At 66.4% G+C, this 24354-nt stretch carries 19 protein-coding genes; 12 read left to right on the forward strand and 7 right to left on the reverse strand.

The window, feature by feature from the left end:
* Nucleotides 1–120: 120 nt before the first annotated feature.
* Nucleotides 121–1464, forward strand: coding sequence for an aminotransferase-like domain-containing protein (locus K410_RS0125520; RefSeq protein ID WP_028137502.1), 1344 nt, complete (start codon nt 121–123; stop codon nt 1462–1464).
* Between the two features lie 8 nt (nt 1465–1472).
* On the opposite strand, the gene K410_RS0125525 is transcribed toward K410_RS0125520, so the two are convergent.
* A complete protein-coding gene (locus tag K410_RS0125525) occupies nt 1473–2060 on the reverse strand; it encodes a hypothetical protein (protein WP_028137503.1) in 588 nt (195 codons plus the stop codon).
* Nucleotides 2061–2139: 79 nt separating this feature from the next.
* Between K410_RS0125525 and K410_RS0125530 the strand changes: the two genes are divergently transcribed.
* Nucleotides 2140–2574, forward strand: coding sequence for a hypothetical protein (locus K410_RS0125530; RefSeq protein WP_028137504.1), 435 nt, complete (start codon nt 2140–2142; stop codon nt 2572–2574).
* A gap of 71 nt (nt 2575–2645) precedes the next feature.
* Here K410_RS0125530 and K410_RS0125535 read toward each other — a convergent pair whose 3' ends face one another.
* Nucleotides 2646–3152, reverse strand: a complete 507-nt coding sequence (locus K410_RS0125535) for a YciE/YciF ferroxidase family protein (protein ID WP_028137505.1) — start codon at nt 3150–3152, stop codon at nt 2646–2648.
* A gap of 429 nt (nt 3153–3581) precedes the next feature.
* On the opposite strand from K410_RS0125535, the gene K410_RS0125540 reads away from it, so the two are divergent.
* The 8 genes from K410_RS0125540 (at nt 3582) to K410_RS0125575 (ending at nt 14130) form a co-directional block, all read left to right on the forward strand.
* Nucleotides 3582–4664, forward strand: a complete 1083-nt coding sequence (locus K410_RS0125540; RefSeq protein ID WP_028137506.1) for a lysylphosphatidylglycerol synthase transmembrane domain-containing protein — start codon at nt 3582–3584, stop codon at nt 4662–4664.
* 86 nt (nt 4665–4750) lie between these two features.
* Nucleotides 4751–6703 (forward strand): SGNH/GDSL hydrolase family protein, encoded by a 1953-nt coding sequence (locus K410_RS0125545; protein ID WP_028137507.1) that lies wholly within the window; start codon nt 4751–4753, stop codon nt 6701–6703.
* 416 nt (nt 6704–7119) lie between these two features.
* The gene (locus K410_RS0125550; protein WP_028137508.1) at nt 7120–8025 is read left to right on the forward strand and encodes a LysR family transcriptional regulator; all 906 of its coding nucleotides are present in this window, start codon (nt 7120–7122) and stop codon (nt 8023–8025) included.
* A gap of 132 nt (nt 8026–8157) precedes the next feature.
* Nucleotides 8158–9102: a 5-dehydro-4-deoxyglucarate dehydratase gene (gene kdgD, locus K410_RS0125555; protein ID WP_028137509.1), complete on the forward strand. Its 945-nt coding sequence runs from the start codon at nt 8158–8160 to the stop codon at nt 9100–9102.
* A gap of 24 nt (nt 9103–9126) precedes the next feature.
* Nucleotides 9127–10485: a glucarate dehydratase gene (gene gudD / locus K410_RS0125560; RefSeq protein ID WP_028137510.1), complete on the forward strand. Its 1359-nt coding sequence runs from the start codon at nt 9127–9129 to the stop codon at nt 10483–10485.
* Nucleotides 10486–10504: 19 nt separating this feature from the next.
* Nucleotides 10505–11953: an aldehyde dehydrogenase family protein gene (locus tag K410_RS0125565; protein ID WP_028137511.1), complete on the forward strand. Its 1449-nt coding sequence runs from the start codon at nt 10505–10507 to the stop codon at nt 11951–11953.
* A gap of 138 nt (nt 11954–12091) precedes the next feature.
* The gene (gene garD, locus K410_RS0125570) at nt 12092–13633 is read left to right on the forward strand and encodes a galactarate dehydratase (RefSeq protein ID WP_028137512.1); all 1542 of its coding nucleotides are present in this window, start codon (nt 12092–12094) and stop codon (nt 13631–13633) included.
* 227 nt (nt 13634–13860) lie between these two features.
* Nucleotides 13861–14130 carry a hypothetical protein gene (locus tag K410_RS0125575; RefSeq protein ID WP_028137513.1) on the forward strand — a complete coding sequence of 90 codons (270 nt, stop codon included), beginning with the start codon at nt 13861–13863 and terminating at the stop codon, nt 14128–14130.
* A 54-nt stretch (nt 14131–14184) separates the two neighbouring features.
* Here K410_RS0125575 and K410_RS0125580 read toward each other — a convergent pair whose 3' ends face one another.
* From K410_RS0125580 to K410_RS0125590, 3 genes are all read right to left on the reverse strand, one after another.
* Complete coding sequence (locus tag K410_RS0125580) at nt 14185–14541, reverse strand: hypothetical protein (protein ID WP_028137514.1); 357 nt, start codon at nt 14539–14541, stop codon at nt 14185–14187.
* A gap of 239 nt (nt 14542–14780) precedes the next feature.
* Nucleotides 14781–15371, reverse strand: a complete 591-nt coding sequence (locus K410_RS0125585) for a DUF2147 domain-containing protein (RefSeq protein WP_028137515.1) — start codon at nt 15369–15371, stop codon at nt 14781–14783.
* A 106-nt stretch (nt 15372–15477) separates the two neighbouring features.
* Nucleotides 15478–16506 (reverse strand): NAD(P)/FAD-dependent oxidoreductase, encoded by a 1029-nt coding sequence (locus K410_RS0125590; RefSeq protein ID WP_028137516.1) that lies wholly within the window; start codon nt 16504–16506, stop codon nt 15478–15480.
* A gap of 183 nt (nt 16507–16689) precedes the next feature.
* Between K410_RS0125590 and K410_RS0125595 the strand changes: the two genes are divergently transcribed.
* On the forward strand, nt 16690–17157 hold the full coding sequence (locus K410_RS0125595; protein ID WP_028137517.1) for an acyl-CoA thioesterase: 468 nt from the start codon (nt 16690–16692) through the stop codon (nt 17155–17157).
* A 16-nt stretch (nt 17158–17173) separates the two neighbouring features.
* On the opposite strand, the gene K410_RS0125600 is transcribed toward K410_RS0125595, so the two are convergent.
* Together K410_RS0125600 and K410_RS0125605 are read right to left on the reverse strand one after the other, a co-directional pair.
* Entirely contained in the window at nt 17174–17494 is a 321-nt protein-coding gene (locus K410_RS0125600) for a 2Fe-2S iron-sulfur cluster-binding protein (protein WP_028137518.1), read from the reverse strand.
* Nucleotides 17495–17671: 177 nt separating this feature from the next.
* On the reverse strand, nt 17672–18016 hold the full coding sequence (locus tag K410_RS0125605) for an Hpt domain-containing protein (RefSeq protein WP_049820431.1): 345 nt from the start codon (nt 18014–18016) through the stop codon (nt 17672–17674).
* Between the two features lie 428 nt (nt 18017–18444).
* Between K410_RS0125605 and K410_RS0125610 the strand changes: the two genes are divergently transcribed.
* Nucleotides 18445–24141, forward strand: a complete 5697-nt coding sequence (locus tag K410_RS0125610; RefSeq protein WP_028137520.1) for an apolipoprotein A-IV repeat region-like domain-containing protein — start codon at nt 18445–18447, stop codon at nt 24139–24141.
* Nucleotides 24142–24354 lie beyond the last annotated feature (213 nt).

The raw sequence follows: 24354 nt of genomic DNA on the forward strand, positions 1-24354 counted from the left end.
CTGCACCTCATTTGCCATCGGATTGCTCTCGCTCTCCTCGGCTCAATCGCGGACCTTGATGGAACTTAAATGCTTCAGTACACTGCTCGGAGCAAGGAAAACATTGCTCTCGGTGCAATAATGTCCAAGTTCGAGTACGTGAAGCTTGCCGATGCCATTGCCGTAGATATCGCTAACGGCACGTTAAGGCCTGGCGACCGGCTGCCGCCGCAGCGCAATTTCGCCTATGACCGCGGCATCGCGGTCTCGACCGCGAGCCGGGTCTATACGGAATTGCTTCGCCGCGGCCTCGTGGTCGGCGAGGTCGGCCGCGGCACCTTCATCTCCGGCGACATCAGGCGCAAGGTCGAGATGCCGAGCGAGCCGGCCGAGGCGCGGATCAATTTCGAGGTCAATTACCCGCTGCTGCCGCAGCAATGGGCGATGATCGCCAAGAGCCTCGCCGGGCTCGAGCGCGTCGATGCGCTCGAATCCGCGCTGCGCGTATCGACCAGCACCGGCACCAGGAGCGCGCGCAATGCCGCTGCCGCCTATCTCGCGCGCAAGGATTTCGCGCCGCAGGCCGAGCAGATCGTCTTCACCGCCAACGGCAAGCAATCGCTCGCGGCCGCGCTCGCCGCGCTGGTCCCCACCGGCGGCCGCTGCGGCGTCGAGGCGCTGACCTATCCTTACGTTAAGAGCATCGCGGCGCGGCTCGGCATCACGCTGATCCCGATCCCGATGGACGAACTCGGCGCACGGCCCGACGCGATCCAGAAGGCGCATCGCGAGGCGCATCTGTCCGCACTGTATCTGCAGCCCATCATCCAGAACCCGCTCGGCGTCACCATGAACGCGACGCGACGCGCCGACATTATGCGTATCGCCGAAAAGCTCGACCTCACCATCATCGAGGACGCGGTCTACGGCTTCCTCGCCGACGACACGCCGCTGGCCGCGCTCGGGCCGGACCGCTGCATCGTGATCGACAGCCTATCCAAGAAGGTCGCGCCCGGCCTCGCGCTCGGCATCCTCGTGGCGCCGCCGCGCTTGCGCGAGAGCGTGATGAGCGCCGTCCGCACCGGCGGCTGGATCGCCTCCGGCCATGCGCTTGCGGCCGGGCAGCGGCTGATGGCCGACGGCACCGTCGCCGAGCTCACGCGGCTGAAACGCATCGATGCCTCGCGCCGTCAGCAGACCGCGGCAAGGTTGCTCGCCGGCTACCAGCTCGCCGCCGACCCGCGCTCCTATCATCTGTGGCTGACGCTGCCGCCGCACTGGCGCTCGCAGACCTTCGTCGCGGCCGCGGCCCGGCGCGGCATCGCCCTGACGCCGTCCTCCACCTTCGCCATCGCCCACGGCCACGCCCCGAACGCGGTGCGCCTCGCCCTCGCCCCGCCCAGCTTGGAGCAGCTCGATGCCGGCCTGCGCACCATCGTGTCATTGCTCGGCACCAAGGAAGAGGATTTGGACTCGACGGAGTAAAAATCGGTCTATGGCAGCACGGACCGGGGCAATCGATCGAAGCCATAGCTCCGCGGCCGGTTGCGGCGCACGAAGCCGCCGACCTGCCAGGCGAACAGCGCGGCAAAGCCGAGGATGAACAGCACCCCGGCGAACTCGCCGATCGCGAGCGCGCGGATCAACAGGCCCGCCATCGCGACCGTGAGCATCGCGAGGAACGCCAGCACCATCGCATAGGCAATGCGGCCAAGCCCCGACGTCAGCACCGCGCGGCTGCCGGCCTGCGCCATCCGCGCATGCAGTTCGACGATGAAGGCGCGAAAGCCGTTGTCCTGCGGCGCCATCAGCGCGGCGGTCTGCCAGCTCGTCGACAGGATCGCGATGCGGCGGCCGCTGCCGTGGGTGATATCGGCGCGAAAGCGGTGCTGCTGCATCGAGACCGGGCGGAACGACAGCCGGATCGCGCTGATCTCGTCATACGGCCACAGGCCCGAGCGGCCGCCGATGTGCCAGGACAGCCCCTGCTCCGTCAGCGCGAAGCGATGCGCCGAGCCGATGAGCGACGCCTTGTAGGCATAGCTCGTGACTGACGCGGCCTCAGCTTCCGAACCCTGCATCCCGACGATCGATCCCGTCCGCGCCACCGCGCCCGCGATCCGCTTGCGCGGTCGCCCTCGCCCATCCTACAAGCGAGGCATGGTTGAGACGACCTTTTTTCCGCGCCGCCTGATTCTCGGCGCCGCAATGATCTCCGGCGTGCTGCTGGCGCTCGCGGTGCACATGCTGGGCGCGCGCTACGGGCTCGACCTCGGCGGGCTCTGGCGCTCCGACTCGGCCGAGTTCATCCCCGCGGGTGCGGCGATCGCGTGGTGGCTGATCGCGACGGTCGGCTTTTCCGGCGGCTATTTCACCGCGACGCTGATGCAGAGCGCTGCCTCCGGCCAGATCCCGCAGCGGATGCGCCAATTCCTGATCGCGGTCGGCGTGCTCCTGCTCGCGGGGGCGGGTCAGGCAGCCTCCGCGCCGAGCCCGATCCCGACCGTCTCGGGCGTGCTGGCCGGGCTCGCCGCGCTCTGCCTCGGGGCCGTCATGGCGTTCTGCGGCGCCCATTTCGCGCTGCGCCGCGGCTGATCGCAGACACGGGCCCAAAAAAAAGAACGCCGCGCGGAGGCCGCGCAGCGTTCGTCGAATGTGCGCTCGGCTCAGCTCGCCGCGCGCAGGTTCACCTTGCTCTCGGCCAGCGTGGTCAGCTTCTGGTCGGTCGCCTTCTCCTCCTCGAGCGTCTTGGCGAGCACGGCGGCGCAATCGTTGCGGCCGAGCTGCTTGGCCCAGGCGATCAAGCTGCCGTAGCGCACGATCTCGTAATGTTCGGCAGCCTGGGCCGCGTTGATCAGCGCGGCGTCGAGCACGGCCTTGTCGGCAACTTCGCCGGCGGTCTCATCGGCTTCCTCGATGATGCCGTCGATCGCCGGACAGTCGACCGCCTTGACGGGGACGCCATGCATCTTGAACACTTCCTCGAGCCGCGACACGTGCTGCTTGGTCTCTTCGAGGTGCGTCAAAAAGCCCTGTTTCAGCTGCGGATCGGTGGCCTTGCTGGCCATCTTCGGCAGCGCCTTGGTCAGCTGCTGCTCGGCGTAATAGATGTCCTGAAGCTGATGCACGAACAGGTCGTTCATGGTCTTGATGTCTTTTGTGAACAGTCCCATCGTTCCGTCCTTTTTCGATTTGCTGGAACACGCAGGCAACGGCTTGCACGAAAAGCCGCTCATTCCGCCATGTTCGGGTTGCTGTTCGGACCCAACGAACGCGCGACATCGACGTTCCAAAAACACCCGCATGGCATTGCGTTGGAACAATGCGGGCGGCGCCGAGATCTGAAATCATAGGCTAATACGAACGCACGCTCCGGCCGGCTTCACGACTCATATGCTTAACGCGCCTCCGAGTGTGAACCGCGTATGACAAAGTTGCCGGTCCGGCGCAGAACCTATTGTTGTCAAGGGCTGCACAAGCTGCAGTTTTTGCCTTAAATGAGCTGGATCACGCCTAGCGATCGCTGCCTGCCTTTGGTGATGATCGCACCCGAACTGGCCAATGCCTGGCCCGGTCGGTCTTGCCCCCCGCCGGGAGGATGAATGCACGGACTGCTGCCCGCGCTGAAACGCGGCTTCAAGAGATGGATCGGCTGGCGACGGCTTGGAGTTGCCGCGAGCATCTTCATCATCGCCTTCGCGATCACCACGCTGGTGCGGACCCTCAAGGGCATCGATACCGGGGTCATCCTGACGGCGTTGACCGAGATCCCCCGCGGCAGCATCGGGCTGGCGGCGGTGTGCGTGTTCTTCGCGTTCTGCACGCTGACCTTCTACGATTATTTCGCACTGCGAACGATCGGCAAGAAGCACGTGCCCTATCGCATCGCGGCGCTCTCCAGCTTCACGTCCTATTCGATCGGCCACAACATCGGCGCCACCGTCTTCACCGGCGGCGCGATCCGCTTCCGGATCTATTCGGATTACGGGCTGAACGCGATCGACGTCGCCAAGATCTGCTTCCTGTCAGGCCTGACCTTCTGGCTCGGTAACATCTTCGTGCTCTCGATCGGCCTGGCCGTGCATCCGGACGCGGCGTCCTCGATGGATCAGCTTCCTCCATCGATCAACCGACTGATCGCGCTCGGCGGCCTGGCCTCGATCGGGGCTTATCTCGCCTGGCTCGTCATGGGCGAGAAGCGGCGCGAGCTCGGCCAGAAGGGCTGGAAGGTGGTGCTGCCCTCGGCGCCGCTGACGCTGGTGCAGATTCTGATCGGCGTTGTCGATCTCGGCTTCTGCGCCATGGCGATGTACCTCTTGATGCCGGCCAATCCGCCGATCGACTTCATGTCGCTGGCTGTGGTGTTCATCCTGGCCACCCTGATCGGCTTTGCCAGCCATGCGCCCGGCTCGATCGGCGTGTTCGACGCCGCCATGCTGGTGGCGCTGCCCCAGTTCGGCCGCGAGGAGTTGCTGGCGACGCTGCTGGTGTTTCGTATCCTCTATTTCGTGATCCCGTTCGGCCTCGCCATCTCCATCATGGGCACACGCGAGCTCTGGATGAACGTGGTCGAGCCCTGGCAGGAGCGGCGGCGGCTGGCGGAGGCCTGTGCGCAGGCAAATCTGCCCAAAGAGGTGACGCCGATGCAGCGCGAGCGGTTGCTGCGACAGGCCAACAAGCGCTGAAGCGGCCCGCCCGGACCTAAGGGTTGCGGGCGGCAGCGCAATGCCCTCTTATTTCCGCCTCAACTTTGCCGTTGAAGACGCGGGCCATGATCCCTGTATTGCTTCGTACCCTCTGCGCCAGCGTCCTGCTGCTGGCCGGACTTTTGACCGTTTTGCCGGCCGAGCGCGCCGCCGCGCAGGACGCCGGCCCCCTGCAGATCAGTTGGGAGGTGCGTAACCGCTTCCGGCTGTTCCGCGAGGAGCGCGACTTCCTGCTCCATGTCGAGAATGCGCGTAACCGCAGCATCCTCGCCGCAGAACAATCGCTGGAGCTCCAGAGCGAAGGCCGCGGCTGGGCGCGCAACATGGTCAACCGCCTCTGCATCGACCTTCAGGGCCGCGTCAACCAGCCCTGCACCCGCGACAACACCAAAGAGAACTACCTCACTCCGATCGACCATCCCGTCACCGTGCGTCTCGTCGGTGCGGTACCCGTCGGCGCCACCTGCGCCTGGTCGTTCGACGACGGCGACGGCCCGCAGCAATCGACCTTCGACTGCGCCGAACCGATCAACCTGCGTGTTCGCTACGGCAAGCAGACGGTCGCGACCGTCGATGTCTCCGCCGGCTCCGATCCGACCCAGCGGGTCCAGACCGAGATCCAGGTCCGCGACATCTTCGTCGCCGGCCTCGGGGACAGCATCGCCTCGGGCGAGGGCAATCCGGACCGGGCGCTGGCACTGTCCGACGAAGGCTTCTGCTTCCGCTCCTATCTCGGCACCGCCGGCGGGCAGTACTACCGGCCGAGCCGCCACGGCTTCAAGGGCGGCCGCGCTTGCGAGGCTCCGGATACGCTCGCCAACTGGCAACGCTACAGCGCGCTCTGGTTCAACGCGCCCTGCCACCGTTCGCTGTACAGCTACCAGACGCGCACGGCCTTGGCGCTCGCAGTGCGCTACACCCACATCGCGGTGACCTACCTGCCGCTCGCCTGCACCGGCGCCAGCATCGGCGACGGCCTGCTCGGCTCGCAGCGCGCCCGCGAATGCCCGCCCGGCAAGACCGGCGTCTGCAACACCAGCGTGAACGCGCAAGTCGCCGAGCTGCGCGAGGCCCTCACCGCGGCGAAGAAACGCCAGCCCGACCGCACGCTCGATCTCGTGCTGCTGTCGGTCGGCGCCAACGACGTCTATTTCTCGGGCCTCGTCGCCGACGTCATCGTCGACACCGCGACCGAGCGCGCGCTGTTCCGCCGCTCCGGCGTGATGGCGAGCGTCGACGAGTCCCGCGATGCGCTGGCGCGCGAGCTGCCCCAAAACTTCGTCAAGCTGCGCGAGGCGCTGAAGCCGCTGGTCGGCGGCGACCTTTCGCGCGTGGTCTATGTCTCCTACGCCAATCCCGCGCTCGCCGATGGCGGCGTGCCCTGCCGCGGCGGCCGCGCCGGATTCGACATCCATCCCTCCTTCAACGCCGACCCGCAGCGGCTCGCCCGCGTCTCGACTTTCGTCGATACCGAATTCCTGCCGCAGCTGAAGGGGCTCGCCACCTGCACCCGCGGCGCGCTGTGCCGCGATCCCGAAGCCGAGCGCATGACCTTCGTCGATGCGCACCAGGCCGCGTTCGCCGATCACGGCTTCTGCGCCCATTCCGGCAACGATCCGGAGTTCGACCGCACCTGCTTTGCCGAAAACGGCCAGAGCTTCAATCCCGATATCGTGAGCGCAGCGAGCCAGCCGATGCTGTGCGGCCGCGGCGCCTCGGAATATCGCGCCTACTGGCCCCGCGCGCGCTGGATCCGCGACGCCAATGACAGCTATTTTTCCGCGATGACCTATCCGCAAGGGCTGCCGGCGGCGAGCCAGCCGACCGACATCCACGACGCAACCTGGGGCGTGCTCTCCGCCGTCTATGGCGGCGCCGTGCATCCGAGCGCCGAGGGCCACGCCGCGATGGCGGACGCCGCCCTGCCGGCCGCGAGTGCCGTGCTCGGGCTCGACGCCGTGCCGCCGAACGTGACGCGGGGGCTGCTGCCGCAATTGTTGCCAGGCGCGCAGCAATAGAAGCGAAGGCGAACTGTCTCCTCGCGTCATTGCGAGGAGCTCGCGACAAAATTGCAAGCAATTTTGCGCTGATGCGATGAAGCAATCCAGACTGTTTCCGCAGACGCATTCCTGGATCGCTTCGCTGCGCTCGCGATGACGAGTTGGTGGCATGCACTTCCCACACCCGCGGCGACACCATCATCATTCCCCCTCGTCTGCGACCCATCAATCCAAAAACGGCATCGATCGATACCCGCTTGAACTTGGACCGGCGCGGCCGGCGCCTCTACGAGTCGTGAACGTTCCTCCTGAGGGCTCCCGTGGGAGCTCGACCAGGCAACTCAACGGCGGCTTCACGGCCGCCGTCTTTGTATCGGAGGTGATCGATGCTAGAAGTGCCGGGGAAGCGCCTTATCCATCTAAGGCATGTATCGATGTTCGACCTCAACCAGCTCCGCTGTTTCGTCACGGTGGCGGAGGAACTGCATTTCGGCCGCGCCGCCGCGCGGCTGAACATGACGCAGCCGCCATTGTCCCGGCAGATCCAGGTGCTCGAGCACATCATCGATGCGCCACTGCTGGAGCGCACCAGCCGCTCGGTCCGCCTCACCCCTGCCGGGCGCAGCTTCCTGCCCGAGGCGCGGCGCATCCTCAAGCTTGCGGAAAGCGCCTCGCAGGTCGCTCGCCGCATCGCGCTCGGCAAGATCGGCTCGTTGAAGATCGGCTTCACCGCGGCCGCGGCCTATGGCTTCCTGCCCGAGCTCATCGCCGCCTGCCGCGCCAAGCTGCCCGAGGTGGATTTCTCCCTGAAGGAGATGGTGTCGGGCGATCAGTTCGAGGCGCTGACCTCAGGCCAGATCGACGCCGGCCTGCTGCGGCCGCCGATCGCGCGGCCCGAACTCGCCAGCCGCCGCGTCGTCGCCGAGCCCCTGCTCGCCGCGATCCCGAAGAAGCATCCGCTGGCGAATGCCGAGAGCATCACCATCAAGGATTTCGACGATCAGCCCTTCGTGATGTATTCGCCCTATGAGAGTCGCTACTTCCACGATCTGCTGGTGGCGCAATTCACCCGCGCCGACGTGCTGCCGCGCTATGTCCAGCATCTCAGCCAGATCCACTCGATCCTGGCCATGGTCCGCGCCGGCCTCGGCCTCGCCATCGTGCCGGCCGCGGCTGCGGGCCTGAAGATCTCCGACGTGCGGCTGCGGCCGCTGAAGCTGAAGGGCCGCGTGCCGGTCGAGCTGTTCATGGTCTGGCGCCGCGACGACGAGAATCCGCTGCTCCCGGCGCTGGTCAAGATCGCCGGCGAACTGTCCTCCGCGGAGGTGGCGGAGGATTGATGCTCAATCCGCATCAGTCGATATAGGCTTTGGCTTGGACCCGCATCGAACGGTCTCTTAAACCACGGCGCATGGACGCGTAGGCCTTCAAGGCCAGCGTCCTCCGCAACACGCACCAAGGGAACAGTGCCCGTGAGCAAGATGACCCCGCAGGAGATGGCCCAGAAGATCGGATCCGGCCTCCTGTCCTTTCCCGTCACGCCGTTCAAGGCGGATTACTCCTTCGACGAAGCGACCTACCGCGCCAACATGGACTGGCTGTGCGGCTACGACGTCGCCGGTCTGTTCGCCGCCGGCGGCACCGGCGAGTTCTTCTCGCTGACGCCGACCGAGGTTCCTGAAGTCGTGAAGGTCGCCGTCGAGGAGACCAAGGGCCGCGTGCCGGTGCTTGCCGGCACCGGCTACGGCACCGCGATCGCCCGCGAGATCGCCGCTGGCGCTGAAAAGGCCGGCGCCGACGGCCTGCTCCTGCTGCCGCCCTATCTCACCCATTCCGAGCAGGAGGGCCTGGCCGCCCATGTCGAGGCGGTGTGCGCCGCGGTGAAGATCGGCGTCATCGTCTACAACCGCGACAACGCGATCCTCCAGCCCGACACGCTGGCCCGCCTTGCCGAGCGCTGCCCGAACCTCGTCGGCTACAAGGACGGCATCGGCGACATCGAGCTGATGACCCGCGTCTACACCAAGCTCGGCGACCGCCTCACCTATGTCGGCGGCCTGCCGACCGCCGAGACCTTCGCGCTGCCCTATCTCGACATGGGCGTGACGACCTATTCCTCCGCTGTGTTCAACTTCGTGCCGGAATTCGCGACCCATTTCTACGCGGCCGTGCGCAAGCGCGACCACGCCACGATCCAGGCCGGCCTGAAGAACTTCATCCTGCCGCTGATCGCGATCCGCAACCGCAGGAAGGGCTATGCGGTCTCGATCATCAAGGCCGGCATGAAGGTGATCGGCCGCGATTCCGGCCCGGTCCGCCCGCCGCTCACCGACCTCACCGAGCAGGAGCTCGCGGAGCTGACCGCGCTGGTGAAGAACCTGCCGGCCATCCGATCGACACAACAGGCGGCAGAATAGGCCGACCGCAATGAGGAGCGCGCAATGGCCCTGACCGAGATTTCCGGCGCGCCAGTCGCCGGTGCTCCAATCGTCACGGCGATGCAGGTGATCCCGGTCGCGGGCCGCGACAGCATGCTCCTCAACCTCAGCGGCGCGCATGCGCCGTTCTTCACCCGCAACATCGTCATCCTCACCGACAATGCCGGCCACACCGGCGTCGGCGAGGTGCCGGGCGGGCAGAAGATCTGGCAGACGCTGCAGGACGCCCGCGGTCTGGTGATCGGCAAGACCGTCGGCGCGATGAACAACATCCTCGCCGACATCCGCGCCGCCTTTGCCGATCGCGATGCCGCCGGCCGCGGCAAGCAGACCTTTGACCTCCGCGTCATGATCCACGCCGTCACCGCCGTTGAATCCGCGCTGCTCGATCTGCTCGGCCAGCATCTCGGCCTGCCAGTCGCAGCCCTGCTCGGCGAAGGCCAGCAGCGCAAGAGCGTCGAGACGCTCGGCTATCTCTTCTTCGTCGGCGATCGGCGCAAGTCGAAGCTCGACTATGTCGCGGGCGAGAGCGGCAAGGCGGAATGGTTCAACCTGCGCCATCAGGAAGCGATGACGCCCGAGACCGTGGTGCGGCTCGCGGAGGCCACCCACGACCATTACGGCTTCGCCGACTTCAAGCTCAAGGGCGGCGTGCTCCGCGGCGAGCAGGAGATCGAGGCCGTCACCGCCATCGCCAGGCGCTTCCCCAACGCCCGCGTCACGCTCGACCCTAACGGCGCCTGGTCGCTGGACGAGGCGATCGGGCTCTGCAAGGGCATGCACGGCATCCTCGCCTATGCCGAGGACCCCTGCGGCGCCGAGGCCGGCTTCTCCGGCCGCGAGATCATGGCCGAGTTCCGCCGCGCCACGGGGCTGCCGACGGCGACCAACATGATCGCAACCGATTGGCGCCAGCTGTCCCATGCGCTGCGGCTGGGCGCGGTGGACATTCCGCTGGCCGACCCCCATTTCTGGACCATGCAGGGCTCGGTGCGCGTCGCCCAGACCTGCCGCAACAACGGCCTGACCTGGGGCTCGCACTCCAATAACCATTTCGACATTTCGCTGGCCATGTTCACCCATGTCGGCGCCGCCGCACCCGGCAAGGTCACCGCGATCGACACCCATTGGATCTGGCAGGACGGCCAGGCGCTGACCAAAGAGCCGCTCCGGATCAGGGGCGGCAGGATTGCGGTCCCGGATAGGCCGGGCCTGGGCATCGAAATCGACAGGGCCGCTATCGACGCCGCGCATGAGCTCTACAAGCAGCATGGACTTGGCGCCCGGGATGACGCTATTGCCATGCAGGACCTGATCCCCGGCTGGACTTTTGACGACAAACGTCCCTGCCTCGTTCGCTAAGAAACTCTGGAGGAATGAGATGACTGCGATCCTGAAGAACTTCATCGGCGGCGAATGGGTCGATGGCTCCGGCGTCACCAGGAACATCAACCCTTCCAACACCAACGACGTCGTCGGCGAATACGCCAAGGCCGACAAGGCGCAGACCGAGAAGGCGATCGCCGCCGCCAAGGCCGCCTTCCCCGCCTGGTCGCAATCAACCCCGCAGGCGCGCTTCGACGCGCTCAACAAGATCTCCCTCGAAATCCTCGCCCGCAAGGAAGAGCTCGGCCGCCTGCTCGCGCGCGAGGAAGGCAAGACCCTGCCGGAAGGTATCGGCGAGGTCGCCCGCGCCGGCCAGATCTTCGCGTTCTTCGCCGGTGAAGCGCTGCGCCTGATCGGCGAAAAGGGCGCTTCCGTGCGTCCCGGCCTCGACGTCGAGCTCACGCGCGAGCCGGTCGGCGTCGTCGGCATGATCACGCCCTGGAACTTCCCGATCGCGATCCCCGCCTGGAAGATCGCCCCGGCGCTCTGCTACGGCAACACCGTGGTGTTCAAGCCGGCCGAGCTGGTGCCGGGCTGCGCGCATGCGCTCTCCGAGATTATTGCCAAGTCCGGCATTCCGGCCGGCGTCTTCAACCTCGTGGTCGGCTCCGGCTCGGTGGTCGGCCAGACCCTGCTCGAGCATCCGGACGTCGCCGCGATCTCCTTCACCGGCTCGGTGCAGACGGGACGCAAGATCGCGCAGGCCTGCGTGCTCTCGACCCCTATGAAGAAATTCCAGCTCGAGATGGGTGGCAAGAATCCGCTGGTCGTGCTCGACGACGCCGACCTCAAGACTGCCGTCGAGGTCGCCGTCAACGGCTCCTATTTCTCGACCGGCCAGCGCTGCACCGCCTCCTCCCGACTGATCGTCACCGAAGGCATCCACGACCGCTTCGTCGCGGCGATGGCCGAGCGCCTGAACAGCCTGTCGGTCGACGACGCGCTCAAGGCCGGCGTGCATATCGGCCCGGTGGTCGACCAGAGCCAGCTCGACCAGGACCTGCGCTACATCAAGATCGGCCAGGACGAGGGCGCCAAGCTCGCCTTCGGCGGCGAGCTGCTCAAGCGCGAGACCCCCGGCCATTACCTGCAGCCGGCGCTGTTCACCGAAGCCAACAACAACATGCGCATCGCGCGTGAGGAGATCTTCGGCCCCGTCGCCGCCGTCATCCGCGCCAAGAACTACGACGAGGCGCTGGCGATCTCCAACGACACCGAGTTCGGCCTCGCCTCCGGCATCTGCACCACCAGCCTGAAATACGCCTCGCACTACAAGCGCAACAGCGAGGCCGGCATGGTGATGGTCAATCTGCCGACCGCCGGCGTCGACTATCACGTGCCGTTCGGCGGCCGGAAGGGCTCGAGCTACGGCGCCCGCGAACAGGGCTCCTATGCGCGCGAGTTCTACACGACGGTGAAGACGGCCTATACGTTCCCGGGCTGAGCGGACATCGTAGGGTGGGTTAGCGCAGCGTAACCCACCCCTTCTGCTTCCAAGGATGAAGACCTTGGTGGGTCAGCCCTGCGATTGCGCTCCGCGCAATCGCAGGGCTGACCCACCCTACAAATCCGGAGTCCTCCCATGGACCAGGACGTCGCAGCGAAAGAGCAGCCCCGCTACATCAAGCTCAACGAACGCGACAATGTCGCGATCGTGGTCAACGATTTCGGGCTTCCCGCCGGCTCCCGCTTTGCGGATGGGCTGACGCTGCGCGCCTTCGTGCCGCAGGGGCACAAGACGGCGCTGGTCGACATCGCGCAAGACCAGCCGATCATCCGCTATGGCGAGATCATCGGCCACGCGCTGTCGCCGATCTTCGCCGGCGAATGGGTGGACGAGGCGCGCATCCGCATGCCGGAGGCCCCTGACCTCGACAAGCTCGAAATCTCCACCGCCGTTCCCGCGCCGCTGCCGCCGCTCGACGGCTTCACCTTCGAGGGCTATCGCAATCCCGACGGCTCGGTCGGCACGAAGAATATTTTGGGCATCTCCTCCTCCGTGCAATGCGTCAAGGGCACGATGGAATATGCGGTCAAGCGCATCCGAGCCGAGCTGCTGCCGAAATACCCTGCTGTCGACGACGTCGTGCCGCTCACCCATGCCTATGGCTGCGGCGTCGCCATCAATGCGCCCGACGCGGTGGTGCCGATCCGCACGCTACAGAATCTCGCGCTCAACCCGAATTTCGGCGGCGAGATCCTCGTCGTCGGCCTCGGCTGCGAGAAGCTTGCACCCGAGCGGCTGGTGCCGGAGGGCGTCAGCGATGCCATCGTGCGCATGCAGGACGAAGCCTTTGACGGCTTTGGCGCGATCGTCGACGCCATCATGACCCAGGCCGAGGCGCGGCTGAAGGTGCTCAACGCCCGCAAGCGCGAGACCTGCCCGGCCTCCGATCTCGTCATCGGGCTGCAATGCGGCGGCAGCGATGCCTTCTCCGGCGTAACCGCCAACCCCGCCGTCGGCTTTGCCGCGGATCTCCTGGTGCGCGCCGGCGCGACCGTGATGTTCTCAGAAGTGACCGAAGTGCGCGACGCCATCCAGCTGCTGACGCGGCGCGCCATCAACCAGGATGTCGGCCGCGCGCTGGTGCGCGAGATGGCGTGGTACGATTCCTATCTCGCCCGCGGCGGCGCCGACCGCAGCGCCAACACCACGCCCGGCAACAAGAAGGGCGGCCTCGCCAACATCGTGGAGAAGTCGCTCGGCTCGATCGTGAAGTCCGGATCATCCGCGATCACCGGCGTGCTCTCGCCCGGCGAGAAGGCGACGCAGAAGGGCATGCTGTTTGCTGCAACGCCGGCTTCGGACTTCATCTGCGGCACGCTCCAGCTCGCCTCCGGCATGACCTTGCAGGTGTTCACCACAGGCCGCGGCACGCCTTACGGTCTTGCGGCCGCGCCCGTGATCAAGGTCGCGACCCGCAGCGAGCTCGCGCGGCGCTGGAAGGACCTGATCGACTTCGACGCCGGCAGCATCGCCACCGGCACGAAGACCATCGAGGAGTGCGGCTGGGACCTGTTCCGCCTGATCCTCGACGTCGCCTCCGGCCGCACCAAGCCATGGTCGGACCGCTGGGGCATCCACAACGATCTCACGCTGTTCAATCCGGCACCGGTGACCTGAGCAACCAGGAGCAGAACTCGCGGCTGATTAGCTGCGAGCTGCGTCGATCGATACTGCGAAACCATCCGGAAACATTGACGCGAAAGACTTCGTCATCGTTTCATCCTGTCGCGTCACGCAATCAAATAGATGCGCTCACGGCCACATGATTGCTCGCACACGAGCGAACCTGTTCCTGCATCGTCACGACCAAACCTCCGATTGACATCTTCAACGGAGCTTTTCCAATGCGTATTCTCACAATGATTGCCATCGCCGGTGCCGTGATTGCGAGCTCGACCGGCGCGTTGGCCGCTGAGCTTCCCTCTTACGAAGTGAAGTCGTTGCCGATCTCGGCGACCCAGGTGCAGGTGCTCGGCGGCGCCGGCGTCGAGGAGCAGTCCGTCGCGCCCACCATGATCGTCGCCGGCATGCCCGCCTCGCCTGCCCAGGTCTCGGTGCTGTCGCCGCGCGTCAAGCGGCTCGCGAGCGCGGGTTCGGAGAGCGAGGCACGCTAAGCCTTCCGCATCGCTTGCGGCGTCTGCATCGGATGCGGGCGCCGTCGGCGTTTTTCAGGTCATGCTGCCCGGCATGAAGCAGCGCACGCGCGGATGACCGTCGATATAGTGCTTCCACACCATGGTGCGACCGATCTTGTTCGGCACGGTGATGACGGCACCGTCGGGCACCACGACCCATTCGTCGTCGATGCGGACGCGGTAGCGGCCGCGATCGGACTCCCAATCGACGTCGGCAATGATGTAGCCGTCGGCGTCGGTGCAGCACTGACCGAATTCGCTATGCAGGCTTTCGAACCAGGGCTTCAGCGGTGAGTTGGCGTAGCGCCCGTCGTCACGCGCCTGTGCCGAGAATGCCGGAAGCGCCGTCACGAACAGCAGCGTCGCTGCGCACGATCTTGAAAGTTTCATCTCGTCGTCCCGCGATCAAATGATCCGTGCGGGGGACAATGCCGTCGGTTGTCCGCGCCTTGAACCAGGCGCGGCCGGCGACTCGTTCCCCAGCAGCTGACGACGAGTATGCAAATCCGCTGCCAGCGCGCATTCCGGGGAATTACTGCCGCACGGCGCGAGGCCATGCGCCTTCCAGCGGATGCGGCCTAGGAACAAAATCCGAGGCCGAGAAGATCGTCAGAAATAGCAAGGCCAGCCTATTGCTTGGCCGGCGCCATCATCGTGCCGCCGCCCTTCTTCGGCGCGGGTGCCGGCTTGGTGGCCGCGGCCTGCGCGGGCAGATATTTTGCCACGATGGCGGGATCGACCTGGGCGATGTTGGCGTCAGGCAGGCGCGTCCAGGTCTCGTCCTTGCCGAGCAGCGAAATGCCGAGATAGCCGCGCAGGGTCAGGGTCTGGCCGTCGGGACTGACCTTCATGTTGGCTTTCCAGATCTGGCCGTCGCGCGGATTGAGCACGTTGCCGCCTTCGTACTTCAAGCCTTCGCGCTTCATGTTGCGGACGAAGGAGATGCCCAGCACCGGCGCGTTCTTGCGATCATCGGTGCACTTGCTGCAGACCTCGTTCGGATCGTCGCCGGGACGCGGGAAGGTCTTTGCGATCACGCCTTCGAAGACGCCGTTGCGGTCGACGAAGAGAAACCATCCGACCGTCCTGCCGTCTTCGACCTTCTGCCAGAGGCCCGCCGCCGTGGGCTCGGCGGTCTGCGCCGCAGACGGCCTCATCGTCGCGAGCGACAATGCGAGCGCGAGGAAGGAGAGCAGCCGAAGGCTGGAGAAATTCCGCATGAGATCACCTTGTTATTCCACGACCGGAATGGCCGCAGACTACGGCGATTTCGCGAACGGTTCCAGCACCAGAAACATGGGGCATGCCTTCCCGCCCCTGTTGCCGTTAGTTGACACCGAGCTTCTTCTGCAGGCTGGAGGACGAGGTCGTGTATTGGAACACGAGCCGCTTCTCCGGATAGACGTAGCGATGGGCTTTTTGCGACATCAGCGCGCCCTCGTGGAAGCCGCACAGGATCAGCTTGATCTTGCCGGGATAGGTGTTGATGTCGCCGATCGCGAAGATGCCCGGCACGTTGGTCTCGAACGCGGATGTCTCGACCGGCACCAGGTTGTTCTCGAGCGCAATGCCCCAGTTCGCGACCGGACCGAGCTTCATGGTCAGCCCGAAGAACGGCAGCATGGTGTCGCAGGCGATCTCGGTGATGCTGTTGTCGTTGCCCTTGACGGTGGCGCCGGTGAGCTTGCCGTCGGCGCCCGACAGCGCGGTGACCTGGCCGAGCTTCAGATCCATTTTGCCGCCGGCAACCAGCGCGCGCATCTGCTCGACGCTGTGGGGCGCGGCGCGAAATTCGTCGCGGCGGTGCAGCAGCGTGATGCGCTTGGCGATGGGATGCAGATTGAGCGTCCAGTCGAGCGCGGAATCGCCGCCGCCGACGACCAGCACGTTCTTGTCGCGGAACGTTTCCATCTTGCGCACCGCGTAATGCACCGAGGTGCCTTCATAGGCCTCGATGCCCGGCACCGGCGGACGCTTGGGCTGGAACGAGCCGCCGCCGGCCGCGATCACCAGCACCTTGCACTCGAACACCTTGCCGGCGTCCGTGGTGCAGCGAAACAAGGGATCGCCGATCTTCTCCACGGTCTCGACCATCTCGCCGAGATGGAAGGTCGGATGGAACGGCTTGATCTGCTCCATCAGCGCGTCGGTGAGGCCCTGCCCCGAGACCTGCGGAATGCCGGGAATGTCGTAGATCGGCTTTTCCGGATAGAGCTCGGCGCACTGGCCGCCGACCTTGTCGAGGATGTCGACGAAATGCGCCTTCATGTCGAGAAGGCCAAGCTCGAAGGCGGCGAACAGACCGCAGGGGCCGGCGCCAATAATCAGCACATCGGTTTTGATCGCGTCGCTCATGTCGTCTCTTTGTCTGTCGCTATCTGTTGGACGGCGCCCTTTGGGCCGAGGTGACCCCTGCCTGTCTAGCCAACGGGGATGGATGAGGGAAGGCATAAAAGCGGGAGCGCCCCGCGGCCGCGCCCACTTGCCGGGGCAGCATAACTGGGCTGTAACCAGCAAGGATATGACGGAGATCAATCGGTGAACGCACCAAGTCGCCTCGATACGACGCCGCGCCTGGAGGACTTTCCCTACCGCCTCAGCGACAACGTCCGCTTCGGCGACCTCGATCCCAACCAGCACGTCAACAACGCGGTCTACGCCACCTATTTCGAGACCGGCCGCGTCACGCTGATGAAGCTGCCGGAATACGGACTGACGCCGCCGGGCCTCGCCTGGATCATGGTGCGCCTCGACATGCATTTTCGCGCCGAGCTGCATTGGCCGGGCGCCATCGAGCTCGGCCTCGGCGTCGTGAAGCTGGGACGCACGTCCGTGACCTTCGAGCAGGTCGTGTTCTCGGAAGGAAAATGCGTCGCCTCGGCGACGTCGGTCGGCGTCTTGCTTGACGAGGCGACGCGCCGGCCGGCCCCGCTGACCCCTGAGGTGATCGAGAAATTCAGACCCTGGCACAAGCGCGGCATCGAGGTCGCGCTGCCGAGCAGCTAGTCTTGTCGAGGGACGATCAGGCCTGGCGTTCCGGCGTCGTCACGACGAGACCGTCGAGGTCGTCGGTGACCTTGATCTGGCAGGACAGGCGCGAATTCGGGCGCACGTCGAAGCCGAAGTCGAGCATGTCCTCTTCCATCGGGGTCGGGCTGCCGACCTTCTCGCGCCAGGCTTCGTCGACATAGACATGGCAGGTCGCGCAGGCGCAGGCGCCGCCGCATTCGGCCTCGACTCCGGGAATGCTGTTGCGGATCGCGGCTTCCATCACGGTTGCGCCGTTCTCGATTTCCACCGTGCGGGTTTCGCCCTTGTGGTCGACAAAGTGAATCTTGGCCATGTGTGCTCGTGTTGCCGCGGTGCTGGGAATGAAGGAGGGTCCGGGCTGTCCTATAACGGGTCGATCAGCCCGGCGCCATAGGGTTTTGCTGCGAAGTGAATACCGCTTTGCGGCAAGAAAATGCGTCAAAACAAGAGGCTAAGACAAGAGCCTGGTATCCGGCTCGGCCGCGCGGTCTCAAGCCTTCAGGATCGCCTCGATGGCGGCGCGAGCCTCGGTCACGGCCTCCTTCAGCGCGGCGAAGGCGTGGCGCTCGTTATGGCCGATCTGGATCGCGGTCTCCAGGCTCGCCGCGGCATCGGCCACCGCAAAGGCGCCGATCCCGCGCGCCGATCCCTTGAGCTTGTGGGCAAGCGCGGCGGCCTCGGCCGGCAATCCCGCCATAGCCGCCACCAGGCGCACCGCCTGCTCGGCGAACATGGCCAGCACTTCCTGCTCCAGCTCGGCGTCGCCGAGCGTCATCCGGGAGAGATGGTCGAGGTCGAGCGGGCTGTCGATGGGTGCAAGCGGGGGGGAGGGCATCCAGTCCATCCGTGGCAGTTCAGGCGTCATGGCGAAAGGCCCCGGCATCGCGCGACGGTTCCGCCGGTCCGGCGGTGAGTTCACCTCACCCAAGCATGGAAATGGTTAACGAAATGTTGGGGGTCGGAGACGCAGTTCTGCCCGTTTATTGACGAAAAGTTGCCGCAATCGGCCGAGTCCGGTGGAGAATTTCATTTATTGCTAAGGCGTTACGGCGCGATCCTGTTAACGATGATTAAGAATGTCTTAATCGCGGGCATTTCATTCGCGACGCTCTGCCAATAGGATGTTGCGGAAATTGGCGGACAAGCCGTCCGGGTGGGGACGGCTCGGAGATCCGCGCAAGCGGCATGATCCGGTCTGTGGGCTTGCGCAGGGCGCAGGGCTCGCGGGGGGACGCGTACAAGTAACGAGGGCTCGGACTGAACATGGCGAACACTCCGAAAAAGGTCAAAGACCCCACAGAAGTCGCGCTTTCTGCAATCCAGGAAGCCCTCAACATCAGCGACACCGCTGCGGATACCAGCCGCAACGCCGCGATGCGCAGCGAGACGGCGCCCCCGGTGACGCCTCCGGCCTTCGACGAGCCGAGCTTCGAGCCGCGCCCTGCCGCGAACGAACGCTCGACCGTGTTCGACCCGGTCGAGGAGCCGCGCGCCTCGCGTCGCGCCGCCAACGACGACCGCGAGACCATCGGCCAGCTGCTGCAGGCGCTGCAGAAGGGCCGCCCTGCCCGCAGCGTCTATACCTTCGCCACCATCTTCGCCGGCGTCTGGCTCGCCGCCTGCGCCGCGCTGACGTTCGGCTTCCTGCCCTCGATCCAGGCCGCCATGGGCCAGAGCGGCGGCGTGCTCGTCATCGCCGGCCTGATCGCGATGTTCTTCGCGCCGATCATGCTGTTCTACTTCCTCGCCAGCCTGGTCTGGCGCGGCCAGGAAATGCGCATGATCGCGCAGGCGATGGCGCAGGTCGCGATCCGCTTCTCCGAACCCGAGGGCTCGGCCTCCGATTCCATGGTCACCGTCGGCCAGGCCATCCGCCGCGAGGTCGCGGCGATGGGCGACGGCATCGAGCGCGCCATCGCGCGCGCCGGCGAGCTCGAGACGCTGGTCGCCAACGAGGTCGCCGCGCTCGAACGCGCCTATTCCGACAACGAAGTGCGCATCCGCGCCCTGCTCCAGGACATCGCGCATCAGCGCGACAACCTGGTCGGCCAGGCCGAGCAGGTCCGCAGCGCCATCTCCGGCGTGCAGATCGATCTGCGCCACGACATCGCGCTGATCTCGGACGCGATCGCCTCGCGCGTCGACGAGGTCGCCAAGTCCATCACCGGCGCGCTGGAAGAGCGCGGCGCCCACATCACCAGCGCGCTGAGCAATGCCGGCGACAACATGATCCTGGCGCTCGGCGAGCGCGGCGGCGACCTGCTCGACCGCCTCGAGGAGGCCAGCAACGAGACCACGCGCGCCGTGCTCGACGCCAGCGAGCGGCTGACCACCAGCCTCAACTTCAAGACCGGCCATGTCCACGACGAGTTCGTGGACCTCGCCGACCGCGTCCATGAGATGCTGAACGAGCGCATCGACCGCATCACCGGCGAATTCGAGCAGCGCTCCGCTGCGATCGTCGACGGCATCTCCGAGCGCACCGAGCAGGTGCACGACAGCCTGAAGAATTCGTCCGACTCGCTGCTGCTCGAGCTCGAGCTGCGCTCCAACGACCTTTCCGCCAAGATCGACGACGCCGGCAACCGCCTCGCCGGCCAGATCATGACGAGCGGCGACAAGGCGAGCGAGGCGCTCGACGCCACCGTCAACACCCTGGTCGCCAAGGTCGTCAGCCAGACCGAGACCGCGCACGATTCGCTGTCGCTGCAGATGAGCGCGTTCGACGAACTGGTCAGGAACCAGGGCACCGAGCTGGTCGAGAAGTTCGCCCGCGATTCCGGCACGCTGGGCGCCCTGATCACGCGCCACATCTCCGAGTTCGACCGCACCGTGAAGACCTTCGGCGGCGAGATCGTCGAGCGCATGGGCCAGCGCACGCAGGACATCCATGAGTCGCTGAAGACCTATGTCGACAATTTCGACACCCGCTTCACCGCCAACGGCGGCGAGATCACCGCGATCCTCGACCAGCGCCTGGCGCAGTTCGAGACCACCATCGGCGAACGCGTCAGCAATTTCGACGCCTCGCTGAACGGCAAGATCACCGGCCTCGATTCCACGATCGAGGGCCACATCAAGACCTTCGACGAGCAGCTCGGCGGCCGCGTCACCGCGCTCGAGCAATCGTTCGACAGCCGTGCGAAGTCGATGACCGAGACGATCGACGGACGCATCAACACGCTGGCCTCGTCGCTGACCGACGGCGCCGCCCAGGCGATCCAGTCGATCGACAGCCGCCTCACCCACCTCACGAGCACGCTGACCAATGGTGCGTCGCAGGCCGTCGAAACCATCGATGCGCGCCTCAACCACCTCACGAGCACGCTGACCGACGGCGCATCGCAAACCATCCAGTCGATCGACACCCGTCTGACCCACCTCACGACGACGCTCACCGGCGGCGCCTCGCAGGCGCTCGAGTCCATCGACAGCCGCCTCACCTACCTGACCACCTCGGTGACGAACGGCGCATCGCAGGCCGTGCAGTCGATCGACACGCGCCTGACGCTGCTGACCTCGACGCTGACGGATGGCACCGCGCAGGCGATCGAAGCGGTCGACCGCCGCATTACCGGCGTCACCGAGATCATCGACGGCCGCAGCATGCACCTGACCGACACGGTCACCGCGCGCTTCCAGGAGATCCAGCAGGCCATCGAGACCAAGGTCGGCTCGGTCGCGAGCGACATCGACGTGCGCGTGGCGCAGTTCGAGGACCTGCTCGGCTCGCGCGTCGAGGCCGTTGCCGGCCGCATCGAGAGCAGCGGCCGTCAGGCCAGCGAGGACATGATGTCCCGCGCCGAGATGATCTCGACCGCAATCCGCTCGCATGTCGAGGACGCCGAGCGCTCGCTCACCAACCTCGTCGTCAACACCAGCGAGACGATCCAGACCGGCGCACGCGCCGCCCAGCAGTCGCTGATGACGGTCTCCTCCGACGTCAACGCCCAGCTCAAGATGACCTCCGCCGAGGTCGAGCGCGCATTGACTGCGGCCGGCACCGGTTCTGCGAACTCGATCCTGAGCAGCGCCCGCGAGGCGCAGTCGACCCTGGTCGCGGCGTCGGGCGAAGCCTCCACCCAGATCAAGGGGCTCGCGGCCGACGTCGAACGCACGCTGTCGGCGGCAGGCTCGGCCACCGCAGCCTCGATCCTGGCCGGCGCCCGCGAGGTGCAGACCACCCTCGTCACGGCGTCCTCGGACGCGGCCAACCACGTCAAGACGCTCACCGCCGACGTGCAGCGCTCGCTGTCGCTGGCCGGCACCACCACGGCGGAATCGATCACCGCCGGCGCCCGCGACGCGCAGAGCGCGCTGATCGCGGCCTCGACCGAGACCGCAAACCAGATCAAGGCGCTGTCCTCGGACGTGCAGCGCTCGCTCACCATGGCCGGCACCTCGACGGCCGAAACCATCATGAGCGGCGCCCGCGAAGCCCAGAGCACGCTGGTCACGGCATCCTCGGATGCGGCGAACCAGGTCAAGTCGCTCGCGGCCGAGGTGCATCGTTCGCTCTCGCAGGTCGGCCAGTCGACCGCCGAGACCATCACCACCAGCGCCCGCGACGCCCAGAGCACCCTGCTCACGGTCTCGGCCGAGCAGACCAGCCAGGTCCGCTCGCTCGCGGCCGAGATGCAGCGCGCGCTGGCGACCGCCGGCGGCGCCACCATCGAGGCGCTCACCAGCGGCGTGCGCGAGGCCCAGGGCACGCTGATCTCGGCTTCGACCGACGCCGCGACCCAGATCAAGTCGCTGACCACCGACATCGAGCGCACGCTGACCGCGGTCGGCGCCGACACCGCCTCGACCATCCTCAACAGCGCCCGTGAGGCCCAGACCTCGCTGACCTCGACCTCGGCGGACGCCGCGAGCCAGATCCGCACGATCTCAACCGAGATCGAGCGCACGCTGAGCGCGGCCGCCGCCAACGCGACCAACGACATCCAGACCAGCGCGCTAAACGCCCAGAACGCGCTGATCTCGGCCTCCAACGAGGCGAGCTCGCGGGTCAAGTCGAGCTCGGCCGACGTCGAACGTTCGGTGCTCGCCGCCAGCTCCAGCTTCGGCCAGGCCATGACCGGCAAGACCGACGAGATCGTCACCTACGTGCAGCAGCAGGCCGACCGCCTGTCGAACATGATCGACGCCAAGCGCGGCGCGCTGGTCGACGCGATCGGCTCGAAGACCAGCCAGCTCACGCTCGACATCGACCGCGTCACCTCGGACGCGCTGAAGTCGATCGAGACGCGCGGCCAGGCCTTCTCGCAGACCATGATGGGCAACGGCTCGGAAGTCGCCCGCACCATCAACGCGGCGAGCGAGATCGCCACCAGCGCGGTCGGCAAGTCGCTGAAGGACCTCGAGCAGGCCTCGCGCTCGGCGATCGACCAGTCGCGCCAGGTCTCGGTCGCGGCCGTCACCGAGATGCAGGAGACCAGCAAGATCCTGCGCACCGACACCGTGGCGCTGTTCGAGCGTCTGCGCGAAGGCAACATCCTGCTCCAGGAAGTGCTGACCGGTGCGCACGACAATCTCAACTCGCTGGAGCGGGCGCTGGTGACGCGCGTCGCCGACTTCGTCTCGGCGATGAACGACGTTACCTCGCGCAACGGCGCGGCGACGCAGAACCTGGAAGAGCAGCTCAACGTCTTCAACAGCAAGACCACGAAGGCGCTGCAGGACCTCGGCGAGTTGTCGACCCAGTTCGACGCGCACGGCAAGGCGCTGGTCGAGGCCGCCCAGGTCGTCGAGCAGAGCAACAAGAACACCACCGCCTCGCTCGCCGAGCGCAAGCAGGCGCTGGAATCGCTGGTCACCACGATCGACCTGCGCACCGCCGATCTCGACCAGCGGCTGTCGCGCTTCACCGGCCTGCTCGACGAATCGCTGGCCGCGGCCGAGGAGCGTGCCCGCGATATCGCGCGCGTCGTCGCCGAGACCGCCGGCGCCGGCTCGGCCGCGATCACCCGCCAGTTCGAGGCGGTGCGCGTGGCCTCCGAGGAGGAGCACCGCCAGACCATCGAGGCGATGCACGACATCTACCGCCAGACCACCGACGAGGCGGACGCGATGTTCAAGCAGTCGACCGAGAAGTTCACCAACCTCGTCGCCAGCATGAAGCAGATGGCCCTCGAGATGCACAACGAGCTCGAAGCCACCCGCAACGAGCTGCGCCGCGGCGTGCTCGAGATGCCGCAGGAGGCCGCCGAGAGCACCGCGCAGATGCGCAAGGTGATCGTCGACCAGATCGAGGCGCTCGCCGAGCTGAACCGCATCGTGGCCCAGCACGGCCGCGGCCTCGACGTCACCACGGCGGGCCGCGCCTCCGTCGCCGTGCATCGCCAGGAAGAGCCGGTGATGGCCGTTGCGGGCAACCGCGCGACCGAGACCCGCATGCGCGACACCGGCAGCGCCTCAACGCTGCCGCCGCCGGACCTCGGCATGCCGGCCGCGCGCCGCACCGAAGCGCCGCCGGTCGCGCCTTCCGGCAACGACCAGGGCCGTGACGGCTGGCTGTCGGACCTGCTCAGCCGGACCGACGCCAATCAGGGCGCCCCGGCCGGACGTGAGGCTCCCCGTGGCCGCGCCGCGCCGCAGCCGCAGGCCCCGCAGGCCAGCAGCAATCCGCTGGAATCGCTGTCGCTCGACATCGGACGGCTGATGGACCGCAACCTCGCCGCCGAGATGTGGGACCGCTACCAGCGCGGCGAGAACAAGGCGTTCACCAAGCGCCTCTACACGCCCGCTGGCCAGAAGGCCTTCGACGAGGTCGCCCGCAAGTACCGCGCCGACCGCAACTTCAAGGGCACGGTCGACCGCTACGTCGCCGAGTTCGAGCGCCTGCTCGACGAAGTCGCCCGCGACGGCCGCGGCCCGCAGGAGCTGCGCAGCCACCTCACCTCGGAGACGGGGCTGGTGTACACGCTGCTGGCGCACGCGGCGGGCCGGCTGGGGTGAGCGGCGAATAGCGAGTGGCGAAATAACGAATGAAAAACGGAGGCCTCGCGGCCTCCGTTTTTTTGCGGCGGTGCGCTGCAGAGCCGGGGCCCATGCATCCACGGAGCACGCGGCCCTGGGTCCCGGCTCTGCGCAGCAACGCAAGGGCGTTGCTGCTTGTCCGGGACACGAGAGCTGGCGCGACAATGAAGGAAACGTGGTGGCTCCTGCGCC

This window comes from Bradyrhizobium sp. 22, assembly GCF_000482425.1.
GTDB classification, from domain to species: Bacteria; Pseudomonadota; Alphaproteobacteria; order Rhizobiales; family Xanthobacteraceae; genus Bradyrhizobium; species Bradyrhizobium japonicum_B.

Bases quoted from the DNA above. Each gene is read 5' to 3' on its own strand.
- K410_RS0125520 (WP_028137502.1), top strand. From the start codon at position 121: ATGTCCAAGTTCGAGTACGTGAAGCTTGCCGATGCCATTGCCGTAGAT.
- K410_RS0125525 (WP_028137503.1), bottom strand. From the start codon at position 2,060: ATGCAGGGTTCGGAAGCTGAGGCCGCGTCAGTCACGAGCTATGCCTAC.
- K410_RS0125530 (WP_028137504.1), top strand. From the start codon at position 2,140: ATGGTTGAGACGACCTTTTTTCCGCGCCGCCTGATTCTCGGCGCCGCA.
- K410_RS0125535 (WP_028137505.1), bottom strand. From the start codon at position 3,152: ATGGGACTGTTCACAAAAGACATCAAGACCATGAACGACCTGTTCGTG.
- K410_RS0125540 (WP_028137506.1), top strand. From the start codon at position 3,582: ATGCACGGACTGCTGCCCGCGCTGAAACGCGGCTTCAAGAGATGGATC.
- K410_RS0125545 (WP_028137507.1), top strand. From the start codon at position 4,751: ATGATCCCTGTATTGCTTCGTACCCTCTGCGCCAGCGTCCTGCTGCTG.
- K410_RS0125550 (WP_028137508.1), top strand. From the start codon at position 7,120: ATGTTCGACCTCAACCAGCTCCGCTGTTTCGTCACGGTGGCGGAGGAA.
- gudD (WP_028137510.1), top strand. From the start codon at position 9,127: ATGGCCCTGACCGAGATTTCCGGCGCGCCAGTCGCCGGTGCTCCAATC.
- K410_RS0125565 (WP_028137511.1), top strand. From the start codon at position 10,505: ATGACTGCGATCCTGAAGAACTTCATCGGCGGCGAATGGGTCGATGGC.
- garD (WP_028137512.1), top strand. From the start codon at position 12,092: ATGGACCAGGACGTCGCAGCGAAAGAGCAGCCCCGCTACATCAAGCTC.
- K410_RS0125575 (WP_028137513.1), top strand. From the start codon at position 13,861: ATGCGTATTCTCACAATGATTGCCATCGCCGGTGCCGTGATTGCGAGC.
- K410_RS0125580 (WP_028137514.1), bottom strand. From the start codon at position 14,541: ATGAAACTTTCAAGATCGTGCGCAGCGACGCTGCTGTTCGTGACGGCG.
- K410_RS0125585 (WP_028137515.1), bottom strand. From the start codon at position 15,371: ATGCGGAATTTCTCCAGCCTTCGGCTGCTCTCCTTCCTCGCGCTCGCA.
- K410_RS0125590 (WP_028137516.1), bottom strand. From the start codon at position 16,506: ATGAGCGACGCGATCAAAACCGATGTGCTGATTATTGGCGCCGGCCCC.
- K410_RS0125600 (WP_028137518.1), bottom strand. From the start codon at position 17,494: ATGGCCAAGATTCACTTTGTCGACCACAAGGGCGAAACCCGCACGGTG.
- K410_RS0125605 (WP_049820431.1), bottom strand. From the start codon at position 18,016: ATGCCCTCCCCCCCGCTTGCACCCATCGACAGCCCGCTCGACCTCGAC.
- K410_RS0125610 (WP_028137520.1), top strand. From the start codon at position 18,445: ATGGCGAACACTCCGAAAAAGGTCAAAGACCCCACAGAAGTCGCGCTT.